The 24,739-nt window shown below is 49.6% G+C and carries 24 protein-coding genes and 1 tRNA gene; 4 read left to right on the top strand and 21 right to left on the bottom strand.

What is annotated here, in order from left to right; all coding sequences use genetic code 11:
• Nucleotides 1-63: 63 nt before the first annotated feature.
• From AC1BI1_RS06870 to AC1BI1_RS06825, 10 genes are all read right to left on the bottom strand, one after another.
• Nucleotides 64-2,085, bottom strand: a complete 2,022-nt coding sequence (locus AC1BI1_RS06870) for an amylo-alpha-1,6-glucosidase (protein WP_476716543.1) — start codon at nucleotides 2,083-2,085, stop codon at nucleotides 64-66.
• Between the two features lie 177 nt (nucleotides 2,086-2,262).
• Nucleotides 2,263-3,135 (bottom strand): agmatinase, encoded by an 873-nt coding sequence (gene speB, locus AC1BI1_RS06865; protein WP_476716542.1) that lies wholly within the window; start codon nucleotides 3,133-3,135, stop codon nucleotides 2,263-2,265.
• A complete protein-coding gene (gene speE / locus AC1BI1_RS06860) occupies nucleotides 3,135-3,989 on the bottom strand; it encodes a polyamine aminopropyltransferase (protein ID WP_476716541.1) in 855 nt (284 codons plus the stop codon). Before speE ends, speB begins: the two co-directional genes overlap by 1 nt.
• Nucleotides 3,990-4,075: 86 nt before the next feature.
• Nucleotides 4,076-5,683, bottom strand: coding sequence for a Na/Pi cotransporter family protein (locus tag AC1BI1_RS06855; RefSeq protein WP_476716540.1), 1,608 nt, complete (start codon nucleotides 5,681-5,683; stop codon nucleotides 4,076-4,078).
• On the bottom strand, nucleotides 5,683-6,375 hold the full coding sequence (phoU, locus tag AC1BI1_RS06850; protein ID WP_476716539.1) for a phosphate signaling complex protein PhoU: 693 nt from the start codon (nucleotides 6,373-6,375) through the stop codon (nucleotides 5,683-5,685). The genes AC1BI1_RS06855 and phoU overlap by 1 nt, the downstream gene beginning before the upstream one ends.
• Before the next feature lie 55 nt (nucleotides 6,376-6,430).
• The gene (gene mobB, locus AC1BI1_RS06845; RefSeq protein ID WP_476716538.1) at nucleotides 6,431-6,940 is read right to left on the bottom strand and encodes a molybdopterin-guanine dinucleotide biosynthesis protein B; all 510 of its coding nucleotides are present in this window, start codon (nucleotides 6,938-6,940) and stop codon (nucleotides 6,431-6,433) included.
• Complete coding sequence (locus tag AC1BI1_RS06840) at nucleotides 6,937-8,145, bottom strand: molybdopterin molybdotransferase MoeA (protein WP_476716537.1); 1,209 nt, start codon at nucleotides 8,143-8,145, stop codon at nucleotides 6,937-6,939. Before AC1BI1_RS06840 ends, mobB begins: the two co-directional genes overlap by 4 nt.
• Nucleotides 8,142-8,738 carry a molybdenum cofactor guanylyltransferase gene (gene mobA / locus AC1BI1_RS06835; RefSeq protein ID WP_476716536.1) on the bottom strand — a complete coding sequence of 199 codons (597 nt, stop codon included), beginning with the start codon at nucleotides 8,736-8,738 and terminating at the stop codon, nucleotides 8,142-8,144. Before mobA ends, AC1BI1_RS06840 begins: the two co-directional genes overlap by 4 nt.
• Entirely contained in the window at nucleotides 8,738-10,243 is a 1,506-nt protein-coding gene (locus tag AC1BI1_RS06830) for a long-chain-fatty-acid--CoA ligase (protein ID WP_476716535.1), read from the bottom strand. The genes mobA and AC1BI1_RS06830 overlap by 1 nt, the downstream gene beginning before the upstream one ends.
• 22 nt (nucleotides 10,244-10,265) lie before the next feature.
• Nucleotides 10,266-11,159, bottom strand: a complete 894-nt coding sequence (locus AC1BI1_RS06825; RefSeq protein ID WP_476716534.1) for a selenium metabolism-associated LysR family transcriptional regulator — start codon at nucleotides 11,157-11,159, stop codon at nucleotides 10,266-10,268.
• Between the two features lie 54 nt (nucleotides 11,160-11,213).
• Between AC1BI1_RS06825 and AC1BI1_RS06820 the strand changes: the two genes are divergently transcribed.
• Entirely contained in the window at nucleotides 11,214-12,167 is a 954-nt protein-coding gene (locus AC1BI1_RS06820; RefSeq protein ID WP_476716533.1) for an L-lactate dehydrogenase, read from the top strand.
• Here AC1BI1_RS06820 and AC1BI1_RS06815 read toward each other — a convergent pair.
• Nucleotides 12,164-12,922 carry a helix-turn-helix domain-containing protein gene (locus tag AC1BI1_RS06815; RefSeq protein WP_476716532.1) on the bottom strand — a complete coding sequence of 253 codons (759 nt, stop codon included), beginning with the start codon at nucleotides 12,920-12,922 and terminating at the stop codon, nucleotides 12,164-12,166. The genes AC1BI1_RS06820 and AC1BI1_RS06815 overlap by 4 nt on opposite strands.
• Before the next feature lie 170 nt (nucleotides 12,923-13,092).
• On the opposite strand from AC1BI1_RS06815, the gene AC1BI1_RS06810 reads away from it, so the two are divergent.
• The 3 genes from AC1BI1_RS06810 to AC1BI1_RS06800 all read left to right on the top strand — a co-directional run bounded on the left by AC1BI1_RS06810 (nucleotide 13,093) and on the right by AC1BI1_RS06800 (nucleotide 15,438).
• Nucleotides 13,093-13,491 carry a YckD family protein gene (locus tag AC1BI1_RS06810; protein ID WP_476716531.1) on the top strand — a complete coding sequence of 133 codons (399 nt, stop codon included), beginning with the start codon at nucleotides 13,093-13,095 and terminating at the stop codon, nucleotides 13,489-13,491.
• Nucleotides 13,492-13,736: 245 nt separating this feature from the next.
• The gene (locus AC1BI1_RS06805) at nucleotides 13,737-15,161 is read left to right on the top strand and encodes a glycosyltransferase family 2 protein (protein ID WP_476716530.1); all 1,425 of its coding nucleotides are present in this window, start codon (nucleotides 13,737-13,739) and stop codon (nucleotides 15,159-15,161) included.
• 88 nt (nucleotides 15,162-15,249) lie between these two features.
• On the top strand, nucleotides 15,250-15,438 hold the full coding sequence (locus tag AC1BI1_RS06800; RefSeq protein WP_476716529.1) for a ferredoxin: 189 nt from the start codon (nucleotides 15,250-15,252) through the stop codon (nucleotides 15,436-15,438).
• Between the two features lie 68 nt (nucleotides 15,439-15,506).
• Here the strand turns inward: AC1BI1_RS06800 and AC1BI1_RS06795 are convergent, their stop codons facing one another.
• The 10 genes from AC1BI1_RS06795 to polA form a co-directional block, all read right to left on the bottom strand.
• Nucleotides 15,507-15,761 (bottom strand): DUF3243 domain-containing protein, encoded by a 255-nt coding sequence (locus AC1BI1_RS06795; RefSeq protein ID WP_476716528.1) that lies wholly within the window; start codon nucleotides 15,759-15,761, stop codon nucleotides 15,507-15,509.
• Nucleotides 15,762-15,885: 124 nt separating this feature from the next.
• Nucleotides 15,886-16,455, bottom strand: a complete 570-nt coding sequence (locus AC1BI1_RS06790) for a nitroreductase family protein (RefSeq protein WP_476716527.1) — start codon at nucleotides 16,453-16,455, stop codon at nucleotides 15,886-15,888.
• Nucleotides 16,456-16,585: 130 nt separating this feature from the next.
• The gene (locus AC1BI1_RS06785; protein WP_476716526.1) at nucleotides 16,586-17,710 is read right to left on the bottom strand and encodes an amidase domain-containing protein; all 1,125 of its coding nucleotides are present in this window, start codon (nucleotides 17,708-17,710) and stop codon (nucleotides 16,586-16,588) included.
• 191 nt (nucleotides 17,711-17,901) lie between these two features.
• A tRNA-Leu gene (locus AC1BI1_RS06780) sits at nucleotides 17,902-17,986 on the bottom strand.
• Nucleotides 17,987-18,033: 47 nt separating this feature from the next.
• Nucleotides 18,034-19,077: a nicotinate phosphoribosyltransferase gene (locus AC1BI1_RS06775; protein ID WP_476716525.1), complete on the bottom strand. Its 1,044-nt coding sequence runs from the start codon at nucleotides 19,075-19,077 to the stop codon at nucleotides 18,034-18,036.
• Between the two features lie 101 nt (nucleotides 19,078-19,178).
• Nucleotides 19,179-19,745 (bottom strand): lytic transglycosylase domain-containing protein, encoded by a 567-nt coding sequence (locus AC1BI1_RS06770; RefSeq protein ID WP_476716524.1) that lies wholly within the window; start codon nucleotides 19,743-19,745, stop codon nucleotides 19,179-19,181.
• Complete coding sequence (gene coaE, locus AC1BI1_RS06765; protein WP_476716523.1) at nucleotides 19,742-20,353, bottom strand: dephospho-CoA kinase; 612 nt, start codon at nucleotides 20,351-20,353, stop codon at nucleotides 19,742-19,744. The genes AC1BI1_RS06770 and coaE overlap by 4 nt, the downstream gene beginning before the upstream one ends.
• Before the next feature lie 26 nt (nucleotides 20,354-20,379).
• Nucleotides 20,380-21,009 (bottom strand): sporulation membrane protein YtaF, encoded by a 630-nt coding sequence (gene ytaF / locus AC1BI1_RS06760; protein ID WP_476716522.1) that lies wholly within the window; start codon nucleotides 21,007-21,009, stop codon nucleotides 20,380-20,382.
• Between the two features lie 61 nt (nucleotides 21,010-21,070).
• Nucleotides 21,071-21,895: a bifunctional DNA-formamidopyrimidine glycosylase/DNA-(apurinic or apyrimidinic site) lyase gene (gene mutM, locus AC1BI1_RS06755; RefSeq protein WP_476716521.1), complete on the bottom strand. Its 825-nt coding sequence runs from the start codon at nucleotides 21,893-21,895 to the stop codon at nucleotides 21,071-21,073.
• Entirely contained in the window at nucleotides 21,888-24,584 is a 2,697-nt protein-coding gene (gene polA, locus AC1BI1_RS06750) for a DNA polymerase I (RefSeq protein ID WP_476716520.1), read from the bottom strand. The genes mutM and polA overlap by 8 nt, the downstream gene beginning before the upstream one ends.
• Between the last annotated feature and the right edge of the window lie 155 nt (nucleotides 24,585-24,739).

Genomic DNA, 24,739 nt, shown 5'->3' with positions numbered 1-24,739 from the left:
AAGTAGATGTCATTACTATTTTCGATGTCGATATGCTAATACCTGCTAATTAAAATGAGTTTTTCACAACGCTTCTAGAGTACCAGAGCCTACTTGCAAATTTTGTACCTGTATATAGGATATGCTCTCCGGAAGAACCGGGTTCAGGTAAAGCTGTCCGTGGGCTACCCTGGGAAACAGGCCGAGAATGGCCTGAAGCAGTAGAAATACCGTACCTGCTGCCCATGCCTGGGGCGAGCAAGCAGTAGGATAAGGCACCGGTCTGCCTTTGTCCCGTGCAAACCCACAGAAGAGCTCGGGCAAGCGGTAATTAAAGTGTCTGGCCGCTTGGAATAAGCCTTCAATCACCCGGTTAGCTTCTTGACGAAATCCGTATCGTACAAACCCCATTACAATTAAAGAATTATCATGAGGCCAGACAGAACCGTTATGATAGCTAATGGGATTGTACGCCCGCGCTTTACTGCTCATGGTGCGAATCCCATATCCAGAAAACATATCCGGTGCCAACAACCTTTTTGCCACTCGCCTCGCGGGCTCTTTATCCAGCAGGCCAGACCACAGGCAGTGTCCTCCATTGGAAGTAACCGTTTCTACCCGCCGCTTATTCTTATCTAAAGCTAGAGCTATGAATTGGGAATCTTCCATCCAAAAGGCGTGGAAAAATGCCTGCTTTAACTTATTAGCACTCTCCCGCAATTCTTTGGCTTTCTTAAAGTCTCCCAGCCTTTCAAATATAGCAGCCCACTTGATCTTGGCATCATAAATATAGCCCTGAACTTCAGCCAAAGCAATGGGGGCTTCAGCTAAAGCGCCAGATTTATGAACAATAGAGTCTCCCGAATCTTTCCATCCCTGGTTTTCGATACCTACCGGAGATTCCTTTAAATATTCCACAAATCCGTCCCCATCACGATCCCCATATTCATCAATCCAGGCCATGGCTTGGTAAACAACAGGTAAATACTCACGGACGAAAGCTTCATCTCCCGTCCAGTAGTAGTACTCGGCTAGCAAGACCAAGAATAAGGGAGTGGCATCTACAGTTCCATAATAAGGCGTATGAGGTATCCGTTTGGTATTGGCCAGTTCCCCCCTGCGGATCTCATGAGGTATTTTACCCGGCTGCTCATCGCGCCAGGGGTCAACTTTTTGCCCCTGGTACCTGGCCAGGGTCCGGATGATGGCCCTGGCTATGGAGGGATTGAGTATTAGTGTTTGCACCGCGGTAATTAAGCTGTCCCTCCCAAAAGGTACAGCAAACCAGGGTACCCCGGCTACCGGGAATAATCCCTCGCCAAAGTCGATCATCAAAGTACGCAGATCGCGCAGGCTCTGCCTGATCCACTCGTTAAAATCCCGGTTATCAGTAGTAATTTCCGTACAACTCTGGACCCAATCCCGATATGATTTCTTTAGAGACTGCAAAACCAGGGAGGTATTCCGTAAAGAAGGGCGACGTTCTCCCTCAATAAGAGGAGCAATAAAAATGGTTATAGAATAATTTTTATCAACCGGCAGCTTAATTCGGTAGCTAACTTTTCCCTCCCTGGACAGCTCGCTGGGGACTGGTTCAAATTTTATCTCCGTCCGGCGATATAAACCGTCGGCTCCCAGGTAGTGAAAAACCATTTGCTTTTTCCCCACTGTAACCGACGGATTTCGCCCCACCTGTTCAGGAATATAACCTCTTACCTCAAAGATATCCGTAAAATCGGCCTCCAGGTATAAATCCAAGGTTATCTCGATCTCCTGCCGGTGGTAATTGTGCAGGATGATCTTTTCATACAGAGCCCCTCCGCTTATAAATAACTGGCGCCGGATAAACAAAGAGCTTTGGGGTAATAATAGGCCATTACCGAAATCTATCTCGGGGTTAGTTAATAAGATGGTCGCCTCATTGTTCTCTTCGGAACTGAAACTAAGAAGTACGGGTTTTCGCCCGTTGATATAATATTCCATTCGACTGAGAAAACGAGTATCCCGGGTGTACAGGCCCAAACTGGAACCGTCTTCTTTGGCTACATCGCCCAGTTTGTCAAATAAAAGGAAAACATCGTTTTCTTTAATGACCGAATAACTCAAAGACTTCGGCCTCCTCTTCCCCCGCAGCAACTTTCTGGTCGTATTTTATAGCATCTAAAAGATCCTTTGACAAGCCCTTTTTTGCGAATTTAGGCCATCAAAAATTTACCTGTCTACAAAAGTAGAAACCCGGTCCCTTTTGTCCACGATTGAGACCGGGTTTTATCTTGCGAATTATTACCCGAAGCATAAAATAGCTTCTCGTATGATTTTGGCAGCCAGGATAGCCGTAATATTATTATGATCATAAGCTGGGCAAACCTCCACCAGGTCTAAGCCCACCACCCGTGCCCCCTTCAGGAGATATAGAGCAGAGAAAATCTCTTGAGGTTGGCAACCCCCAGGTTCAGGTGTACCGGTACCAGGGGCAAAAGCCGGGTCTACTACGTCTATATCCAAAGTAATGTAGAGAGGCCTGTCCTTTAGTTCCGGGACCAGACGGGACAAGGGCGACTGGATTTTATCCAGGAACAAATTAGTTTTTTCGCTGCCGTAAATCAATTCCTCCCACGTACAGGATCTTATGCCCAACTGGTAAAGGTTAGCCGGCCCTATTTCTTCAGCCACCAGTCGCATAACAGTGGCATGGGAATACCTCTCGCCCAGATAATCCTCCCGCAGGTCGGCATGGGCATCCAGGTGGATGACGGCCAGATCTGGGTAATGTTGGTGAACCGCCCGGATGAGGGGATAGGTCACCAGGTGCTCTCCCCCCAGGCTTAAGGGAAATTTATCGTCCTTTAAAATTTGGGCAGCCGCAGCTTCTATGCGCTCCAGATTTTCTTCTATTTTCCCCGGGCTCAAGTCTAAATCCCCTAAATCGCAAAAGGGTACTTCTTTCAGATCCCTTTTTAAAGAAGGGCTGAATTCTTCCAGGACTTCAGAAACAGACCGGATAACCTGGGGCGCAAACCGGCTCCCCGGACGAAAACTGGAGGTAACATCTAGGGGTATACCCCAAAGGCACATCCTGGACGCCGCATAATCTTCCTTGCTCCCCAGAAAGGCCCCACCGCGTAAGAATTTTACTTCCTTGTTAAAATCCTGCACTAAAAAATCTCCTTATCTTCACCAGGCTTTAATATTTCCAGCACAAAGGGCGGCAAGGCAAAGGCCGCACGATGAACTTCCGGGGAGTAATAGCGAGTAGGGAGGTGCGGGATGTGTTCCGGATTTACAGCCAAAGGATCGTATTTCTTACTTCCCAGGCTAAAGGTCCATAACCCGCCGGGATAAGTGGGTACGGTGGCCAAATAAAGCCTGGTTATAGGAAAGATACTAGCGATGTCCTGCTGGACCCGACGGATAAAATCCGGGTTAAAAAAGGGAGACTCCGTTTGAGCCACAAACAGGCCATCGGGTTTTAAGGCCCGATAGACATTCTGGTAGAATTCGCGAGCGAAGAGACCGACCGCCGGCCCCACCGGATCGGTGGAATCAATTATTATTACATCGTATTTACCTTCCAGTTGGCGGATATGCTCTATACCGTCTTCAAATCTTATCTCCACTCTAGCATCATCCAGGCCGCAGGCTATTTCGGGCAGGTATTCCCGGGCATTGGCCACTACGCGGGCATCTATCTCCACCAGAACAGCGCGGTGCACTCTGGAGTGTTTAATAATTTCCCGAATAGCCCCGCCATCGCCGCCACCTATTACCAAAACTTCCTTGGGACTAGGGTGGGTGTTTAAGGGAACATGGGAAATCATTTCGTGGTAAACGAATTCGTCCTTCACGGTGGTCTGGATTACATCGTCCAGTAGCAGCATGCGGCCAAAGGCTTCGGTATCTACTATCGTCAACTCCTGGTAAGGTGTTTTTTCCCGGTGCAGGGTTTTCTTTATGCGGCAGGAAAGGGCCAGGTCAGGGGTTTGTAATTCGGTTACCCATATACCTTTCATACAATACTTCTACCTCCTCAGGATGCCAGTTTATTGTTGAGCTCCGCGCCGACTTAAGCATACACCTTATTCCGGCCTATTTCAACCTAAATAATCCCCATCACGGCCTGGGCAATGTTTACGCTGTGGTTATTTAGGCGGAGAAGGTGGTTGATAAGATCCATATGGATAGCCGTCGTCTCCAGGCTCAAGCGGTTTTCCCGCTGAAGGCGCTGGAAATGGGAAAAGCGCAAAGTCTTTTCCATTTTGAGAATTTCCGGGTGGCTTTTAATTACCTGGACGGCCAGGCGGTGGTCAGCAGTAGCAAAGGCTGTTATAGCTTTATTAAAGTTTTCCTGGACTCGCCGGTACATCTCCTGCATTTCTTCCTGGCCTTCAGCCGAAAAACCAATCCCCGTTTCCTCTATTTTGCGCCATTGCCGGGCTATTTGTACCACCACATCCCCGATGTGTTCTAGGTCATTAGCTATATATAACAGCTGGGCTTTTTCCATCATTTCCTTTTCACTGGGGCCACTGGCCATACGGGCCAGATAACGCGCGATGGCCTGGTATAAATAATCGAGAATACTGTCTAATTCTCTAAGCTTCTTGGCCACCCCTACTTCCCGAAAAGGTAAAGGCTGCATTACCCGGGGAAACATTTCCTCCCGTATAATGTCGGCCATGCGCAATAGTTCCTTACGTACCTGGTCCAGAGCCAGTTCAGGAACTTCCAGCAAGCTTTCGTCCAGGTATTTGGCTATCCTCTCCTCCCTGGGAGCATCAGGCAATATTTTTTCCATCAATAGTGCCACCTGGGGAGTAAAAGGTAGGAAGATAAGCATGTTAATAACGTTAAAAAGAGTATGTCCGTTGGCGATCTGGCGCGGCAGCAGGGGCGAAGTAAAGGCTGCCAGCCGGCCAAAGATATTTATAAAGGGTAAAAAGAGCAAAGCGCCCAGGATTTTAAAGAAGAAATGGGCCAGGGCCACCCGTTTAGCTTCTCGGGAGGCTCCCAAGCTGGAAAGAAGGCCGGTGGCCGTGGTACCTACATTAGCCCCCAAGACTACGGCCAGGGCCGGTTCCAGAGATATCATTCCCTGGCCAGCCAGGGAAATAACTAAGGCGACAGGTGCGGCGCTGCTCTGTATAATAGCTGTAAAGAAGGTGGAAGCCAGAAAAATGAGCCAGGGGCGAAAGGCCAACCGCTCCAAGTCGGAGACCAGGGCGGGAAAATCTTTTAAAGGTTCTATGGCAGCCGACATACTTAAAACTCCGTAAAATAGAAGGCCAAACCCTATAATAGCCTGGCCCAGGTAGCGCCACCGCCAGCGTCGGGCCAAAAGATAAGGAACCACACCCAAAACCAGCGCCAAAGGCGCGTAATCGCTTATCCTAAAAACAATAAGCTGGACGGTAATAGTGGAGCCGATAGCAGCCCCCAAGATTACCCCCAGGGCTTGACCTAGGCTCATTAAGCCTGCGCTCACAAACCCCACCAGGAGTACAGTGGTAACAGCGCTGGTTTGCAAAAAAATAGTAACTACCAGCCCTACCAGCATACCTGCTATCCGGTGTCGGGTAAAGGTGCTTAAGATTTTTTGTACTTCTGCGGCAGCGGCTTTTTGGAGGCCATCGCTGATCAGGTTGGTACCAAAAATAAAAAGGGCCAGCCCCCCCAGGAGGCCGGTCAACAGGCGAAGCACCTCCACTAACTCAGTGCCTCCTGAGATACATTATTGGTTCTGAAGGGACGGCGGATACCTGTTTCCCGAAAAATTACCATTTCCGCAATGTTGACAGCATGATCAGCAATGCGCTCCAGGTAACGAGCCACCAGAGACAGATAACTAGCCTGGTCTATATATTGGGCCCCTTTTTTCATATAGTCGATAAGTTCTTCATACAACTTTTCAAAAAGACGGTCCACCTCATCGTCGGCCGCCATCACTTCCTTGGCCCTCTCTATGGACCGAGTGATAAAAGAGTTTAAGCTTTTATGCAGCATGGCCTGAGCCAGATCGCTCATACGGGGTATATCTACTAGGGGTTTAAAGTAAGGTCCTTTATCAGCCAGGCGGATAGCTATCTCCGCAATGTTAACAGCATAATCCCCGATGCGTTCCAATTCTCTCCCCACCCGCATGGCAGTGGCCAGGGTGCGCAAGTCTTTATCTAAAGGTTGCTGGAGGGAAATAAGCTCCAGGGCTTTTTCTTCAATGTTGTAATTCCAGTCATCGGTGATAGTATCACCTTCGATAACCTGCCGGGCCAGGACTACATCCTGTTGTTTTAAGGCTTCCAAAGCTTTGGCTACGCTAGCCGAGACGTAGTCCCCCATGTGAAGAATATCCTGCTCCAATTCTAAAATAGCGCGATCATAAGTGCTTAAAGGCTTTTGCATGTCCTCACCCCCGGCAGTTTCATTATAATTTATTTATGCTTTATTATATTCTTTTTTACCACTGTCGAGAAGAGGGCGAGGAATTGAGTATCTTTTCCTCAATAAGATCGGCTAAGCCCGCCACATCGTCCCAACCAAAGGTGGGAACGTTGACCGGCAGGGGTTCATCGGTAACTACCGCCAGGAGCTCCTCTTCCGTACAGAGGAGCTCACCCCCCACCGCTGCCCGGTGCACCTCTATTTTCGGCTTATCGCCCCGTTTATACCCTTCTGTGATGATGAGATCTACTCCCTGGATGCGGGCCGCTACCTCGTCCAGAGTAAGTTCCCGGGGCACTTTTTCAATAAGAGCCATTTTAGTGGGTGAGGAAATAACTACAATATCAGCACCGGCCTCGGCATGTTTCCAAGTATCTTTGCCCGGCTTGTCGATATCAAAGCCATGGGTATCGTGTTTGATAGTGGCTATACGGTAACCACGGGCCTTGAGTTCGGGCAACAACTTAATGAGCAGCGTGGTTTTGCCCACGTCGGATTTGCCGACTACGGAGATAACAGGTATCATAGCCTCACTCCCTTTAAAAAAATAAACGCGATCTCGGTACCGGAAATTAAAGGATTTGTTCCTGGTGGCAGGTCAAGCAAGGCGTTAGCCCCTATGCCGGCTCGTAAGGCACCTTGGTTGAGGTTTATCCCCTTTACCTGCCAGTAACCCTGAGAGATCTCCGCCCGGGCAAAAAGAAAAGTGCGCTGGCGGCGCTCCTTGTAAATAGATTCTGCCAGTATCCCGCGACAGCGAAGGGGATAGGGGGAACCTCCGGAGAGGGCTCGTACTACTGGGATTACCAACAGATAAAAGCCTACCAGGGCAGCCGAAGGAGTACCGGGAAGACCTAGCAAAATTTTTCCCCCTGCTCGGGCAGCTACTATTCGCCCTCCGGGGCGAAAATTGACTCTGGTAAAGAGAAGGCTGGCCCCTAGCTTTTGAAAAGCCCTGGCAGCCAAATCGTAATCCCCTTTTCCGGTACCCCCGGTGGTGACCAGCAAATCCGCTTTCTCTATAGCAGGCCCCAAGGCGGCTACTAAGGTTTCCATGTCGTCGGGTAAAACGGGCAAAGGCAAAATCCTCGCACCCGCCAGCGTAAGGCCCGCTCTCAAAGCGTAGAGGTTACTAGCAATCAAGCCTTCTTTGCTTTCCGCATCGGCTAGATCTTTGAGCTCGCTGCCTATAGCCGCTAAGGCTACCCGGGGTCGCGGATAAACGGATACCTCTTTATAACCCAATACACTTAAAAGGCCTATTTCCGCCGGGCCCAAAACGTCCCCCAGCGCCAGGACTTTTTCCCCGGCCGTTATTTGGCTCCCCTCAGGCTCAAAGTAGGAGGTTCGGGACGGCGGGAAGGAACCTGGTTCTACCTCCAGCAGAGTCTCATCCTCCACCTTGACTAGCTCCTGGGGTAAAATAGCTGCTGTACCGGGAGGTACTCGAGCCCCAGTAAAGATGCGCACTACCTCCCCAGGCGCTAAACAACCCGGATAATGGCTACCGGCCGGCACCTCTCCTACCAGGCGGTACCGGGGGGCCGGAGGGCCCAGGGCATAACCGTCCACCAGGGAACGGGGATAAGGAGGAAAGGGATGGACAGCCACTATGTCCTCAGCCAGCACCAGATCTGTGGCCTCCGTAAGGGGTAGCTTCTGAGGGGCAAGGGGGCGGATATCTTTCGAAAGAAGGGCCAGCGCTTCCTCCCATTCCGGTACCCTGGTCATTTTCTTTCCTCCCCGGCCTGGCGGCGAGCCCAGGTCAAATCAGCCGGAGTATTGATATTAAAGAAAATCTTGCCGGGATCGCCATAGCGGCTTACAACTTCTACTTCCAGATACCGCAAACGGACTGCCGGGTAAAAGGCTATAATCTTGGTAATCCTTTTCTTTAAACAATCCTCGATAGGCGGCAGACAGCCCTTAGAATAGATAGCGTGCAAGGGCTCAAAGCGCTCCCCCAGAAGCGGAACTACCCCATCGTACCCCGGCGCCTGCTCTACCATAAAAGTTATCAGCCGTGGTTCTAGAAAGGGCATATCGCAGGCCACCACGAAATTATACCAGTAAGGGGAGGCCACTAGGCCAGCATGAATGCCGCCTAAAGGACCGCTGCCCGGGATTAGATCCTTTACCAGTTTTACCTCTAAATCCTGATATAATTCCGGCTCATTGGCTACCACAATGATTTCCGGAAAGAGGGACTTAAGGATCTTGACAACCGTCCCGATCATGGTTTCCCGGCCTACAGGGAGCAAGGCCTTATTGGTACCCATGCGCGAACTTTTGCCGCCTGCCAGAACAATGCCGCCTACTTCCACTATTTATAATCCTTTCCTGCCCTTTCCCTATCTTTAAGCATTTTCTTTAACACTTTCCCTGTGGGGCTCTTGGGCAGCTCACTCACAAATTCCCACAGCCGGGGTATTTTATAAGCTGCCAGCCGTTCTTTTAAGAATTCCTGGAGGTCCTGCCCCTTGACATGAGCTCCTTCGCGCAAGACCACAAAGGCCTTAACAATTTCTCCTTTCAAAGGATCGCCTACTCCTATTACCGCTACTTCCTGCACCGCCGGGTGAGTCAGGAGCACCTCTTCTACTTCCCGGGGATAAACGTTAAACCCGCCTAAAATTATCATATCCTTTTTCCGGTCAACTATATATAAGTAGCCGTCCCCATCCTGCCGGGCCAGATCACCTGTATAGAGCCACCCCCCGCGTAAAGCGCTGGCCGTTTCCACTGGCAAATTATGGTAGCCAACCATAACATTTGGTCCGCGCACTACCAGTTCGCCCACTTCTCCCAAGGGCACTTCCCGGTCATCCTCATCTACTATCTTCACCTCTACTCCTGGCAAAGGTAGGCCCACGGAACCGGGCTTGCGCAGGCCATAAAGGGGGTTTAAGGAAACTACTGGCGAAGCCTCGGATAAGCCGTAACCTTCTACGAGAGGGCAGTTAAATTTCTCTTCAAAACCGCGCTGAACCTCTACTGCCAGGGGGGCACCGCCGGAAATACAAAACCTTAAGGAGCTAAAACGTTCCCTGTCGACCATGCGCCATAGAACGGCAAACATGGAAGGCACGCCACAAAAGATGGTGATGTCTTCTTCTATCAAAGTGCGCAATATGTCCTTAGGCTGAAAAGCACTCTTAATGGTAATACGCGCACCCAGGTAAAGGGGTAGTAATACATTTACCGTCCAGCAAAAGCTGTGAAACATAGGGAGGACACATAGGAAATTATGATCCGGGCCAAAGTGAGAAACTTCCTCCAAGGCTAGAACATTGGCCACTAGGTTATCGTGGCTAAGCATAGCTCCCTTGGGCCGTCCCGTGGTACCGGAAGTATAGAGGAAAGTGCAAATGTCGCTGCTCTGAATAGGTACCGGTGCCGGGGGAGGTGCGGCTGCAATAGCCTGTGCAGTTTCCTCATTGAGGACAATCAGGCGTTTAATCCCCAAAGCTTCCAGGGAAGGTAGATTCTGACCCTTAAGGCGTTCCAGAATCGCGGGGTGCAATATTAAGGTGCTCGCTCCTGAGTCACGAAGTATGTAACTAATTTCCTCTAACGTGAGCATTAAGTTTAAAGGAATAACCATGGCTCCCGCCTGGCTAGCGCCTAAATAGCTAAAAATATATTGGGGAGAATTGGGTGCACAGAGGGCTACCCTTTCACCGGGGGTTACTCCTAAGGACTGTAAGTACCCAGTATAATTGTTGATTTGCCGTTCGAGGTCATCGTAAGTAAAGATTCGACCTTGATAGATGATAGCAGGATAAGACCCCATCTCCTTATGGCGCCTGTGCAATTCAAAGATCCGCATTTATTTTTAGCCTCCCCTTTCTCTAACGGTTTCCCCACCCCTCGGCAAATTCAACAAAGGCCGAGGCTGCCGGAGCTAATTGTCTAGTCCGGCGCACCAAATAAAGATACCGCTTTAAATTTACTCCCTCGAGTGGCACTGTTACCAGCCGACCCAAGCGGAGGGACTTTTCTGCAGCCCAGCGGCTTACCAGTGATACTCCTAAACCTGCTTCCACGGCGCTCACTATAGCTTCTGTACTCCCCAACTCCACGACTATCCTTTGGGGAGGTAGGGTAAAGCCGACAGCTTTAAGCTTTTCTTCTGCCACCCTCCGCGTCCCGGATCCTTGCTTGCGCCAAACCCAGCAAGCCTCAGCCAGTTCTTGCACTTTAAGGGCAGGCCTGCTAGCCCAGGGATGGTCCACCGGTACAATCAGGATCAATTCATCTTCCGCCAGCCGCTGGTACAGCAAGCCCTTTTTCCGCTCCTCGGTCCCTACCACCCCCAGGTCGATCTCTCCTTCTATCAATCTCTTGATAATATCCTCGGAATCGCCAATTTCTAATTTTATTTCCACCTGCGGATACTTGGCTTTGAAATCACCTATCAAGCGAGGTAGTACATAATGGCCGGGAATAGTACTGGCCCCAAGGAGCAGCTCGCCCCGTACTAGATTAGTTACCTCGGCAAGCTCTCGTTGTAATTGCTCGAATAAGCGCAAGATCTCCCGGGCACGACGGTAAAGAATACGCCCCCCTTCTGTCAGTTTTACCTCGCGACCTGAGCGGTCCAGGAGGCGTACGCCAAAAAATTCCTCCATAGCTTTAAGCTGTTTGCTTACCGCCGGCTGAGTAAGGTGTAGTTCTTCGGCTGCTGCCGAAAGGGTCCCTTTTTCCACGGTTATTACAAAAGTTTCCAGCTGGCTTAAATTCATGTCCGGAATAGCCTGCCCCAAAAAAGTTAGACTAATTTTCAGAGAGGTGAGGTTATGCTTAAACAGGGTACAGCCAAGGTAGCTATCATTGGCGCCGGGTTTGTGGGGTCCAGCACAGCCTTTGCTCTACTTTTCAGCGGTTTAGTGGGCGAGATAGTGCTGGTGGATATCAATAAACCCAAAGCAGAAGGCGAGGCCCTTGATCTATCCCACGCGGCCACCCTTATTCGACCTGTAAAAATCCAGGCCGGAGAAATAAAAGATTGCACTGGTGCCCATATAATTATCTTCACGGCCGGTGCCAACCAGAAACCCGGGGAAACGCGCCTGGATTTAGCTCAACGCAATACCCGCATTGTCCAACAGACTTTGCCCGAGCTAATAAAATATTGCCCCGAGGCCGTCATCCTTATGGTAACTAATCCTGTAGATGTTTTAACCTACGTGGCCTGGAAGATTTCGGGCCTTCCCCCTACCAGAGTGTTAGGTTCAGGAACAGTACTAGATAGCGCCCGCTTTCGTCATCTTTTAAGCCTTAAAGCTGGGATCGACCCGCGCAATATCCATGCTTATGTTATAGGCGAACATGGTGATACAGAAGTACTACTCTTCAGCTTATCGAATATCGCCGGTATAGGGTTGGACGAATTCCCTTTGCTCGATAGTAAAACCGACCGCGATATTTTTAAAGTGGAAATCAGCCACCAGGTGAGGGAAGCCGCCTATGAAATAATACAGCGTAAAGGATATACTTCTTACGGCGTAGCCCTGGCTCTAACCCGCATAACAGAAGCCATCCTGCGCGATGAAAAACGGGTCCTCACCGTGTCCAGTGTCATCCATGACCTTTACGATATCAAGCAGGAGGTAGCTTTAAGTTTGCCCTGCGTCGTAGGTCAAAAAGGGCGAATAAAAGTACTCCCCTTGTCTCTGGCGCCGGGGGAAAGGCTAGCCTTGCAGCACTCTGCTGAAACCTTGCGCCGGGTAATAGATGAATTAAAAATCTAGTGGGTGCGTTTATAAAGTTGAATAAAGTTCAATATAAAGCGCAGCTCTTTCTCCGTACAATTGCATACCAAACGTAAAATGGACTGCACCTTAGGGTCCATAAGCAAGCAGCGCACTTCCGGGCTCATTTGGTGCAAAATCTCTTCTACGCCAGCATCATCGGCAATAAAATAACAAGGGGATATTCCGAGGACAGCTCCCAACTTCTCCAAAGTTTTAAGGGAGGGCTGTACTTTCCCTTGTTCAATCTGTCCTATCAGACCGGCTGACACACCTGCCGCTTGGGCCAGCTCTGCCTGGGTCAACCCCTGTTCTTCCCGTGCCAAGCGCAACTTCTGACCCAGGCTTTCCCCCTGCCCCCAGAGGGTACTTAAAGGTACCTTCAATGCTTCCGCTAGTTTTTTAATGGTATCTACCGCAGGATACACATTCCCCCGTTCAATTTCGCTCAGGTAAGAAGGGGAAATACCTACCTGGGCCGCAAACTGGCTCAAAGAAAGCCCTCCCCTCTCCCTGAGCAGGCGGAGGCGCTGACCCAGCACCAAACCGCGGTTGAGGTCAGCTTCTACTAGCTGTTCCCGGGGAATATTTAAAGCGGCTGCTATCCTTTCCAGGGTTTTAAGGGAAGGTTTTTTGGCCCCTCGCTCTATTTCACTAAGGTAGGAAACAGAGACTCCCGCCTTCTGGGCCAGGTCTTGAAGGGAATAACCCCGTTCTTCCCGCAATTGGCGTATTTTCTGGCCACAAACCCGCATTTCGCTTTTACCACCTATTTTTAAGAAAAAACTATAGTATTACTAAACACAGTATAGAAATTACCTAACCCCCTTGTCAACACTCAAATCTTCATTTTTTCTCCATATTTAACTCAAATTTCTGTCATACATATGGGTTACACTAAAACCGGGAAGGAGGTAGATGGTCAATGACTAAAAAAATAGCCCTCGTCCTCACCCTAGTCTTCCTGCTGGTACTCGCGGTACCGGTAGCCTTTGCCGCCGTAACTGGTGACCAAAAAGCGGAGATCGATGCCCTTTACCAGCAGATCGTCGAACTGCGCAAGCAGATCATCGACAAGTACGTAGAAGGCGGGGAAATTAGCAAGGAGCAAGGAGAGTTCCTGAAACAACAGATAGAACAGACAGAACAGTTCCGGCGGAACAATAACCTGGGACCCTGGCATTGTGGCGGCTTGGGCCCCGGTGGTATGATGGGATGGTGGGGCGGCGGTTTCCGTGGGGGCCTGACCCCAGGTAGCAATAGTAACACCGGAGCCGCCTGGAGTTATGGCTATGGAATGATGGGTAGGATGATGGGCTGGTAGGTACTTAGAAGTAAAAAGTTTCTTATTTAACGAGGAGGGGCAACCCTCTTTTTTTTACTTAAAGCGGACAAGGGTCTAAGAAAACAATATACCAAGGAAGTTAAAGATTGTTTAGGTAAAGACGGATACAATAACGGAATAAAGGGAAAACTGGCCCAGGAGAAAAATTGGGGAATTGGTAATAAATCTAGTCGGTGTTATAATTTATAGAGGTTGAATTACCCAAAAAATGGGGGAGACAAAAAATGGACTGGGAAACTGGACTAGAATGGGCACAAGTTCTTTACTTGATAGCCATTGGTTTTTACCTCCTGTTCCTTGTCTTGTTCATGAGGTATTTTGTGTGGAAGTGGTATGCAGATCACTATTTCTGGAAGAAAAGGCCGAATTTAAACATTGCTAAAGTAGAAGCCCTAGCCAGGGACAAAGGGATGGAGATGCCCTTCTTTTCTATCCTGGTCCCGGCCCGCAATGAGGCTGATGTAATAGCTAATACCATCGAACATCTGGCTTCGCTCGAGTATCCTAAAAATCGCTACGAAATCATAGTTATCACCGATGAGAAAGAATTATTAGCTCGCCAGGAAGAGGGTGGTACAGAGCCTACTACTCAGGATGTGGTAGAAGCCAAAATTAGGGAATTTGCTGCTCGTACTAATGTGCCCCGGTTGAAGCACTGTACGGTCCCCTACGATTTTGACGGGCGTTACCGCGGCTTTTGCTTGGGGCGGACTGTCCCTTCTACTAAGGGGCGGGCATTAAACTATGGACTTTCAGCCGTAGACCAGCGCTCTATTATCTGCGGTTTTTATGATGCAGAGAGCCACCCCGAAGAGAAGGTGCTCCTCTACATAGCTTGGTCCTACCTGCAGGATCCCCGGGAAAGGATCTGGCAGGGGCCAGTTTTCCAGGTCCGCAACTTCTTCCAGCTGGGCTTTATCACCAAGGTAGCAGCCCTGTACCAGGCTATAGCCCATAAATGGTATATGCCGGTACTGATGCGACGTCTCCCCTTTGTGGGGGGTACTAACCTCTTTGTAGGACGCAGGCTTCTCGAACGCATCGGGGGGTATGATCACCGCGCTTTAACAGAAGACCTGGAACTGGGGGTGCGCGCTTATCTTGAAACTGGCGTATGGGCTGAATACTTCCCCTTCTACAGTACAGAACAAACTCCGGCCACTTTCCACGCCTTTTTCCGCCAGCGCCTGCGCTGGGGCAGCGGGCACTTGCAGGTCTGCGATAAATTCCGCTGGGCTTCCCAGTATGAGTGGGAAAAACGAGGGCCCTTACTTTATAATCTCTTCTGGAAAGGCCAGGGCGAATGGACTCTCTATCAGGCAGCTGTATTTATTCCTTTAACCTTTCTATTCCTGGGTATAAATGGATACCTGGATCCGTCAGTGATACCACTTGTAATTCGCAAGATCCTGCACTACCTTTTTCTCGTATACTATGCTTTTACCTTTTATATCTTTTTCCACTTCCGCCGACTCATGGCACCTGTGCCCTGGTATGAACAGATTTTGGGGGTATTGCAACTTTTAGCTCTCCCCATAGCGAGCTTTTTCCTGCCGCTACCCTATACTTCTGCTTCTATTATGAAGTTGCTCAATCGCCAGCCCCAGGTCTGGGTAAAGACTCCGCGTACCAAAGAGGCCACCCATTAACTGGGGCCAAAGGTATGAAAAGTTTTCCGGCCGTACAGAATACCTAATGCTTTAGAAACGACACTTATAAATTTAGGGGGTATTAAAGATGAAAGTCTATGTTGACCAGGATCTCTGTATTGCTTGTGGGGCCTGTATTGATATTTGCCCGGGAGTCTTCGATTGGAATGATGAGGGCCTTTCTCACGTCATCGTAAATGAGGTACCTGAAGATTCCGAGGACTGTGCCCGGGAAGCCATTGAATCTTGCCCTAGCGATGCTATCAAAGAAGTCTAATAATAAACCAAAAAATATATAGAGGGGAGCTAAAACTCCCCTATTCTTTTTTGTATAGGCTTTATTTCTCACTTTCCATCGCTGACCATTTGAGTTATTATCTCGGCCAGGACGCGCCTTTGGTTATCGTTGGCCGCTTCCCACAATTCCTTTAATACCCGCTGTTCCCGATTGGCAGGATCAACTTTAGAAGCTAAGAAGTTGCCCACACGGTAGGCTATATTATCTATGGTATTTTCATTCATACCAATCATGTTTCCTAAATTTACTGCTGCAGCCAAAGTATCTTTCCATTTCTCCCAGCCCATTTCGACCCCTGCCATTGTTTTTACCCCCTTTCTGTGGACCATTTCTTTTACCAGTATTCCCTCGCTTATGGGTCTTTATGTCGTAGTTAAATAAAAGGAAAAGGGCGGGTAGCTTCAATAGCTCCAGCCCTTTCATCCATCATCCAATCCATTTAATTTTTTCTTGCGGGTCCCGCCGCGGGGGCGCAACAGGTTCTTCGTCCGGATATCCTAAAGGTGTTATGGCTACAATTTCTTTATCATCAGGAATCTCCAGGATGCGCCTGACTTCCCTTTCATTACGTAAGGGACCTGTCATCCAACAGGTACCCAGGCCTTCAGCCGTGGCCGCTAGCAAAAGGTAACTAAAGGCTGCTGCTACACTTTCGAGGTTCATTTTTCTGGTGGCCGCGTCACCATGAACAGGGGTCAAGGCCACGATTGCCACAGGAGCACCGCCAAAAGTTTTAGCCCATTGAAGGAATTTCTCCTGATCCGGGGTACGCTGGCCAGCCGGGGGCATAGCAAACTCTGTAATCCTGCCATAGCTAGCAGCTAATTCATCCTTTTTAGCACCTGTTACTACTATAAATTCCCATTGTTGCCAGTTAAGGCCCGAAGGAGCCCACATGGCATATTCTAGAATTTTGCTTATAGTTTCCCGCGATACCATGTCAGGTTTATACTTCCTGATGCTCCGACGTTTGCAGATGGCTTCATGTAGATCCATAAAGCTCTAACCCCCCAACTGTTTAAGTTAATTCCTACCTAATCTTTAAAAGCTTTTATGTGTATTTTTTCTCTTTCTTTAGCAAAAGTCAAGGAAATAATTGGCGGCACTCCTGGTAATCAGAGATACTTTAATAAGTAATGTGGAGAAGCCAGTAAAGGTTTTTACGATCCCAGCCCATGTCCCAAGGCACATGGTACCGATCGGCTGTATGGCTGTTCACCACCAGATAGCCCTCGGCATCTCTACCCACTACTATAGACACATGAACAATTTCCCCTTTTTCTTCATAACCGATAATATCGCCGGGCTCCAAAAGATTTATAGCCTCAAACACTTCTTGAAAGCTACCCCGTTTGACCAAAACTGCCAGGCCGCTGTCAATCAGATGGTGGACCAGGGCCTCGGCTTGAACCCAAGCCCTCGTTCCCTTCCCCTCGCTGTAAAACCAATTCCAATCCGTAGGTATGCCTCCCGCTTTCTTATCCGTTAAAACCTGTGAAGCAAAGTTAGCACAATCGCCCCCTTCATAAGTAAAGTCTTTGTAAGCCGGGTTATACCGGCCATCGCCGGGACCTATCCTTACACCACTGTAGCGATCGGCATAGCGCACTGCAGCTTCCCGGTTATACTTGCCCTTGCGCCCTTGTCCTGAAACCGTATTGGAGGGTATTTCCGAAGGAAGGGGAGCAATATCCGGGGTTAGGTCATCTGTTTCAAAAGGATCCCAATACCACTCTTTCTGGATCAACCATTTATTATCTTTCCATACCATCTCCACCCAGTGGATAGTGCGCAGACCCATCTGGCTTACCTGGGTTTGAGGCAAAACTGGTTTTCGGTAATGGAGAATAATATGCTGGGAAACCGAAGCCCAAGCTTGACTATCACTTTTAAGGCCGACATCCACTATTTTGAGCTGGAGGCTGTAAGCTGCCAGCTCCAGGTTGCGTTTGCTTAACCATTCCTGAATATATTTGCTGCGGCCAATTTCATGGTTTAATGCCCAACGTCCTGTGGTCTCGGTGTTATCGTAGTAGTTATCCAGCCCGCTGGTATCACCTGAGACCAAGGCCTGAACCCTAATTCTAAAAATATTTTCCAGCGCCTGACTTATGCTGGTTGTGTCCCTAGTGGTAGCGGTGGTGAAAACCAGTTTACCACTTGCTTGACTCCATACTATACCTAGAACACTAGGTATGGCTAAAAAGATGACTAGGGCTAAAAACCATAATCTCAAGCGTAAAACCAGCACGGAACCCCTCCTATCTCTTACGGGTCTCTGCCTCATATATATTTGCAGTTATTAAGAAATATTTTTTCTTCTTCGGTTATCCGCTAGCTCCAATTGCCCACGTGAGTATATAAATAGCTACCTTACCCGCATACGCAAAAATAAAAAGCCCTTGCACACCGTCTTACGCAAGGGCTTACTTTCCAAGGCTTTGGTGTCGGAGGCGGGACTTGAACCCGCACGGGCTTCCCCATACGCCCCTCAAACGTACGCGTCTGCCAGTTCCGCCACTCCGACACGCTATTCATTTCTGTTTTTCATTATATGCATAAACAGCAGCGCTGTCAAGGATAAAGACGCTCTAATTTAGGATTAGGAATAATACCCGGCAGGCGGCCCCGCTTGGCTACCGGCCGGCCAGCTACCTCTTTCAGATCCATGGTCATATCAATAGGAGGAGCGCCGGAGATATAACTACCCACCCCAAAAGCGTCGGCACCGGCTTCTGCCAGAAGGCGAATCTTTTCCGGTGTTAGACCTCCGGATACCAAGATGCGTACATGATGGAAACCTGCCCCGTCCAGCCTGGCCCGCACTTCCCGGACCAAATCCGGCGTTACACCACCTCGCTCGCTAGGGGTATCCAGCCGTATCCCATCCAGGGCCTGTCCCAGAGCCTCCGCTACCCGCAGAGCTTCTTCGGCTTCGTCTTTAAAGGTATCTACTAAGATAGTCCGTCTGGCTCCCGGCGGCATCAGGCGATGGTAAGCTTTGGCTCCTTCAACGGTATCACCGATAATAAGGAAGAGAGCATGGGGCACTGTCCCCTGGGGTTCAATCCCCGCTATTTTGGCAGCAAGAATGCAGCTCGCCCCTGCGGCTCCGCCGATAAGGGCTGCGCGCTCCATCACCGGAGCCACTGCTGGGTGAACGTGCCTGGCACCAAAGCAGATAAATGGTTTGTCGCCAGCAGCCTCTTTGACCTCCCTGGCTGCCGTAGCCCAGCCGCTGGAGCTGGCTAGCATTCCCAGGATAGTGGTCTCAAACAGACCGAATTCACTGTAAGGGCCCCTGATGCGCATAACAACTTCCTTCGGTTCAAAGGGAGTTCCTTCCGGAAGACCCCAAATTTCTATTTTTTTCCCCCTTAAAAGGTTAAGCACTTCTGGTACACCGGCCATAATACCCTGTCGGCGGGGAAAAATCTCTGCCGTTACTTCTGTATGTAAAAGGCCCAGATCTTTTAGAATTTCGTAAGTGCGCACAAAATAAATGTCAGTTGTAGCCCCGCTCATAATCTCTTCATGTTGGGCCGAAAAAAATGGCCTTTTACCATCTACTTGCAACTGGCGAACTTGTTCCAGAGAAGTTATTTCCTGTGTAGTCAAACTTTTCCACTCTCCTTACATTAAGGACATATGTCCGTTCTTCCCTATTTTATGTTATTATTCTCCCTCAAGCGACAAATACCTTCTCTTATACTTAAGGGTTAAAGGTTTTGTTGACGTAGCTCGGGATAAAAAATACGATACATGCGGTAGTCGCGCAACACCTGGCGGACAAACTCCCTCGTTTCCGGAAAAGGAATCTTCTTAAGATCAGCGATATTACCGCTCCAAATACCGCCGGCCAGCCATCCCTTGACGTTCTCTTTGCCCCCGTTATAGGCTGCCAGGGCTGCCCCGAGGTTTCCGTTGAATTCGCGGATCAAATAGGCCAGATACCAGGTACCCAGCCTAAGATTATATTCAGGTTCAAAAAGCCGTTCCGGCTGAAATTGTATTTTTAATCTACCGGCCACCCAGCGGGCCGTTTCTGGCATGAGCTGCATCAAGCCCCTGGCGCCCGTGGAAGATTCGGCTAAGGGATAAAATTTGCTCTCCGTGCGTATTACAGCCATTACCAGCAAAGGGTCAAGGCCGTTATTTTGGGCATAAAAAAATACGCTCTCGCGATAGGGTAAAGGATAAAATAAGCGACCAGTGGCTTTAAACAGAGCTAGTACTGCTATAACCATTACAATTATAAGTAAGATCGCTCTCCGATTACTGCTCATGAACCTTTCATCCGCCTTTGCAATTCCTGCCATATGGCCTTAACAATAGCCGTGGTAGTAGCTAAATCTTTACTCGTATCGATTATGCGGGTAGCATATTTAAGCCTTTCTTCCTCTGGTAACTGCGATTTCAAGCGCTGCAAGGCCTCTTCCCGGGAAAGGTTGTCCCGGGCCATTAGCCTTTTTAACCGCACCTCTTCCGGTGCGGTTACTACCCAGATTTCATCCACCATTGGCTGCATACCTGCCTCCAGCAAAAGGGGAGCCTCGATAACTATTACCGCGGACGGTTCCTGTTTTCGGTAAACAGCTACTCTATCTGTAATTTCTTTCTTAATTAAAGGATGAGTGATGGCATTGAGCTTTTGCCTGGCAGTAGCATCGCTAAAAATAAGATTACCCAAGGCGCGCCGGTCAATACTCCCATCAAACTTCAGGTATTGCGGCCCGAAGGTTAACTTTATTTCTTCCCAGGCGGGCTTTCCAGGCTCCACTATTTCTCGAGCTATTTTATCTGCATCTATTATCCTGGCCCCCAAACCGGCAAGGATATTTGCCACGGTACTCTTTCCTGAAGCAATGCCACCTGTTAAGCCTATAACAAGCATACCGCTGCACCTTCCATATTATACCATTACATACGCCAGAGACCAATAGCTATTAAAATAACTCCCGGCAGAGCGGCTCCCCTTTTGTTCCACTCTCTCCATTGCCAGCGCTGGCCTATCACTACGCCTGCCCCTACCATAAGAAACTGGCACAAGCCTATGAGCAAAGGAGTAAGCCATAAGGAAAAACCGGTTGCCCCTGCCCCAACACCCGTACCGAGGGCATCCAGGGCCAGAGCCAAGCCTAGGGTTAAAGCTTCGCCAGCACTTATGCTACCGGAACAGTCACGGTCGGCCCGGTGTGGTTCCTGAAGGATGGCTATGGCCACTCCCAGGCGAGGTACCCGGACCTTAATCAAAATATGATTCTCCTCTAGTTCTTCCCCTCTAGCCTTGAGATAAGCTTCAAGAATCATCTCCAAGCCCAGGATTAAAAGCAAAAGGGCCCCCAACCTCTGTACAAGAACCGGCTTAAAGAGGAGAGCTGAAAGTTTGCCCACAGCTAGGGAAGCAAAACTGACGGTCGTTGAAATGAGAGCTATTAAAATGAGGCTTACCCAGGGTAATTTAAGGCGCCGCAAACCGTAGGAAAAGCCTACCCCTAGACCATCCAGGCTTACGGCTAAAGCCAGTAACAGTGTTATTCCCCAAGACACCTTTCTCCCTCCCCATATCCATAAGTAATATACGTGAGGAGAAAGAAAGGGTGCCTGTACGCTAAACCTGGCACTTGCGGCAAAAATGGCTGCTGCGGCCGCCAATTTTCAAGCATTCGATGGGCGTACCACAGCGCGGGCAAGGTTGACCTGTTCTCCCATAAACCGAGAGGTAATCCTGGTGATTGCCTTGTTGGCCATTCCCATCCACGTAATCGCGAATACTCGTGCCACCATGGACAATGCCGGTCTCTAATACCTTACGGATGGCCTGGTGCAAGCGACTTATTTCTTCATCTTTGAGGCTCGAGGCGGACCGCATAGGGTGAATTCCGGCCTCAAATAGAGCTTCATCGCTGTAAATATTACCCAACCCGGCAATGCAATGTTGGTCTAACAGCAATTGCTTTAGGGAGCGCTTGTGACCGTTTAATATATCTTTGAGCCTCTGGGCAGTAAACTCTTCACTTAAAGGTTCTATACCTAGCTTATCCAGGCCTGCCTGCGCCCATACCTGGTCTAGCTGTCCCAGGTAACACCGCCCAAAGCGCCGCACATCAATAAAACGTACTTCCTGCTCACCATCAAAAGTTATAATTAAGTGGGTATGGGGTTCCCTAGGCGTTCCCCGGGTTAACCATACCAGCCGTCCTGTCATACCCATATGCCAGATGAGAACATAATCTCCGCTCAAGTACCAAATCAGATATTTGGCTCTGCGCCTTAGGGATACCACTTTATTACCCGGTAAAAGAGCAGCAAATTCCTGAGCAGAAGGAACAGAGATTACTGCCGGCTGTAAAATGTCTACCTGTTCTATAGTCTTACCCACCACCCTGGGTTCCAGGGTGCGTTTGATGGTTTCGACTTCTGGCAATTCAGGCATGGGTATCCTCCTTTGCGAGGAGAGAAAAAGGTTTAAGATCGTACCAGTTAGGGCCGCACTTTAAATCCACCTGTAGAGGTATATCCAGAGGTATAGCCCTTTCCATGGCCTCCTTGACCAGCAAGCCCACCCGTTCCAACTCTTCCTCCGGCACATCAAAGATGAGTTCGTCATGTACCTGAAGAATCATTTCCGATTTAAGTCCTTCCTCTTGTAACCGGCGGAAGATACACACCATAGCCACTTTGATAATATCGGCCGCGCTGCCTTGAATGGGGGTATTCCTGGCGGTCCGCTCGCCAAAACTACGAACGTTATAGTTGGGGCTGAAAAGGTCGGGAAGATACCTTCGTCGACCCAGAAGGGTAGTTACATAACCGGTCTCCCTGGCCTTCTGCACTACTTCTTCCAGATAAGCTTTTACTTTCTGGTAGCGCTGGAAATAGCGCTCAATATATTCGTGGGCTTCCCGTCGGCTAATACTCAAATCCCTGGCCAGGCCAAAATCGCTGATGCCATAGATAATACCGAAGTTCACGGCCTTGGCGGTACGCCGCATCTCCGGTGTTACTTCCTCCAGACGAACACCGAAGACTTCCGCAGCCGTGCGGGCGTGGATATCTTCTCCTAGAAGGAATGCTTCTTTCAATTTCTCATCCCCGGAAATATGAGCGAGTATCCGCAACTCGATCTGAGAGTAATCAGCTGCCAGGAGCACTCGCCCGGCCCCTCGGGGGACAAAAGCTTTGCGCAACCTGCGGCCCAATTCCAACCGCACCGGTATATTCTGGAGGTTAGGCTCGCTGCTGGAAAGACGTCCGGTAGCCGTAACCGTCTGGTTGAAGCTGGTATGCAGCCGGCCGGTGCGGGGATTAATTAAAGGTTTAAGCCCATCAATGTAGGTAGACTTTAACTTCATTATTTGGCGGTATTCCACCAAGCGGGCAGCAATTTCATGCTGTAAAGCCAGTTCTTCCAGGACCTCCGCATCCGTAGAAAAGCCGGTTTTAGTCTTTTTAACCGGGGGCAATCCCAGCTTTTCAAAGAGAATAGTGGCCAACTGCCTGGGGGAATTAATATTAAATTTTTCTCCGGCTAAGTTATAAATCTCCTCCGTGAGCTTTTGCAGGGCATTATCTAACTCCGAGCCCATGAGCTCCAGTGTCTGCAGATCTACAGCCACCCCGCTCCTCTCCATGGCGGCCAGCACCCTGGTCAGGGGCACTTCTACTTCCCGGTAGAGCTCCTCCATGGAGGCCAGGCGAATTTTTTCCGCCAGCACCCCATGGAGCTGAAGCACGGCCTGGGCCCGGCGAGCTGTGCCCAGCAAGGGGTCTTCCCCCTCCACCAAAGCTATATCCAGATGCTCTAGGCAAAGTTCAGGCAGATCATGGCGTGAAGCCGTGGGGTTTAAGAGATAGCCCGCCACCATAGTGTCTCCTCCGGGTTCCCCTATTTGGGCCCCGGCTTCGGCCAGCCAAACTAAGGCGGCTTTAGCATCGTGGAAAAGCAGGGCAGCCTGCTCACCAGCCACCAAGGGTTCCAGGGCGACAGCCACGGCCTGCCGGGGCAATTCCCTGGCGGGCAATACGGCAGTTTTACCTCCCCAAGCCAAGGCTACGGCCTCAACGTCGGCCTCCATATAAGTGGGCGAAGTGAACTTTAGTTCCAGGGCTATCTCTTTTTCACGGACTAAATCCTGTACCAGATACTCCAGGTGACTAATACCTTCTAAGACCAGAGGGGGAGGTAAAGTTAGAGAGTTTACCTGAACTTTCTGCCTGGGAGGGTTCTCACTAAGATTTGCCCTTTCCCCTGCTTGCATTTTCCGCAGCACATCTTTGATCAAGCTGTGAAATTCCAATTCTTTAAAAAGGGAGAGGAGCGCAGCATAGTCCGGCTCCCGCCGGCGGCAATATTCCAGATCCAGCTGGACCGGCGCTTCGCAACAAATGGTAGCCAAGCTTTTGGCCAGGCGTGCCTGGTCAGCGTAAAGCATTAGGTTTTCCGCTAGCTTTTGCCGCTTAATTTTTCCAGCATTGGCCAAGACTGCCTCCAGGTCGCCAAATTCCCGCACCAGCTGCAAGGCTGTTTTTTCACCTATTCCCGGAATGCCGGGGATGTTATCGGAGGCATCTCCCATAAGGGCTTTCACATCAATAAGCTTAAAAGGCTCCAGGCCATAACGCTCCCTGATGGCCGGGGGATCATAAATCTCTACTTGGGAGATCCCTTTCCGCATAAGCATTACCTTTACTTTTTCGTTTACAAGTTGCAAGGCATCCCGGTCTCCTGTTAAAATTAGACAGGTTAACCCTTGGTCTACTGCCTGTCGGGCTAAGGTACCGATGAGGTCATCAGCTTCAAATCCTTCGCATTCATAAGTAGCAATACGCCAGGCCTGTAAGAGCTTTTTAATCCAGGCAAACTGGGGACGCAATTCGACTGCCGTCTCCGGCCTTTGAGCCTTGTACGTAGCGAGAAGCTCAGTCCGGAAAGTGACTTTACTGTGATCAAAGGCCACAGCCACATAATCCGGGTTAGCTTCTTCTAAAGCCTTTTGTAACATAAGAGTAAAGCCGTAAACGGCATTGGTAAAGATTCCTGCACTAGTGCTGAGCAAAGGCAAGGCATGAAAAGCTCGGTGCGTTATACTATTACCGTCGACCAATAGTAATTTGCCCGGCATACTTCTTCTCCTTCGCCAATCTTAGCTCTATTCATTGTACCGTATTCTGGCCTTTTTCAGCAATGTTTCAGGCGGCTGACTTATGCCCAGTTTTTGCTGGGGGGCCTGCTTAGGCTTGGAAGCGAGCGAACAAGCCTTCGCGGTTGGCCAAACTT

Source organism: Thermanaeromonas sp. DSM 22490 (assembly GCF_056378755.1).
The sequence above is the reverse complement of the archived record's forward strand: the minus strand, read 5'-3'. Positions and strand labels throughout refer to the sequence as shown.

Excerpts from the sequence above, each read along its gene's own strand:
- AC1BI1_RS06795 (WP_476716528.1), bottom strand. The coding sequence starts at position 15,761 with ATGGCAGGGGTCGAAATGGGCTGGGAGAAATGGAAAGATACTTTGGCT.
- AC1BI1_RS06830 (WP_476716535.1), bottom strand. The coding sequence starts at position 10,243 with ATGCGGATCTTTGAATTGCACAGGCGCCATAAGGAGATGGGGTCTTAT.
- phoU (WP_476716539.1), bottom strand. The coding sequence starts at position 6,375 with ATGCAAAAGCCTTTAAGCACTTATGATCGCGCTATTTTAGAATTGGAG.
- AC1BI1_RS06820 (WP_476716533.1), top strand. The coding sequence starts at position 11,214 with ATGCTTAAACAGGGTACAGCCAAGGTAGCTATCATTGGCGCCGGGTTT.
- AC1BI1_RS06810 (WP_476716531.1), top strand. The coding sequence starts at position 13,093 with ATGACTAAAAAAATAGCCCTCGTCCTCACCCTAGTCTTCCTGCTGGTA.
- AC1BI1_RS06800 (WP_476716529.1), top strand. The coding sequence starts at position 15,250 with ATGAAAGTCTATGTTGACCAGGATCTCTGTATTGCTTGTGGGGCCTGT.
- AC1BI1_RS06790 (WP_476716527.1), bottom strand. The coding sequence starts at position 16,455 with ATGGATCTACATGAAGCCATCTGCAAACGTCGGAGCATCAGGAAGTAT.
- speE (WP_476716541.1), bottom strand. The coding sequence starts at position 3,989 with ATGAAAGGTATATGGGTAACCGAATTACAAACCCCTGACCTGGCCCTT.
- AC1BI1_RS06815 (WP_476716532.1), bottom strand. The coding sequence starts at position 12,922 with ATGCGGGTTTGTGGCCAGAAAATACGCCAATTGCGGGAAGAACGGGGT.
- AC1BI1_RS06825 (WP_476716534.1), bottom strand. The coding sequence starts at position 11,159 with ATGAATTTAAGCCAGCTGGAAACTTTTGTAATAACCGTGGAAAAAGGG.
- polA (WP_476716520.1), bottom strand. The coding sequence starts at position 24,584 with ATGCCGGGCAAATTACTATTGGTCGACGGTAATAGTATAACGCACCGA.
- mutM (WP_476716521.1), bottom strand. The coding sequence starts at position 21,895 with ATGCCTGAATTGCCAGAAGTCGAAACCATCAAACGCACCCTGGAACCC.
- mobB (WP_476716538.1), bottom strand. The coding sequence starts at position 6,940 with ATGATACCTGTTATCTCCGTAGTCGGCAAATCCGACGTGGGCAAAACC.
- AC1BI1_RS06840 (WP_476716537.1), bottom strand. The coding sequence starts at position 8,145 with ATGACCAGGGTACCGGAATGGGAGGAAGCGCTGGCCCTTCTTTCGAAA.
- coaE (WP_476716523.1), bottom strand. The coding sequence starts at position 20,353 with ATGCTTGTTATAGGCTTAACAGGTGGCATTGCTTCAGGAAAGAGTACC.
- AC1BI1_RS06805 (WP_476716530.1), top strand. The coding sequence starts at position 13,737 with ATGGACTGGGAAACTGGACTAGAATGGGCACAAGTTCTTTACTTGATA.
- AC1BI1_RS06770 (WP_476716524.1), bottom strand. The coding sequence starts at position 19,745 with ATGAGCAGTAATCGGAGAGCGATCTTACTTATAATTGTAATGGTTATA.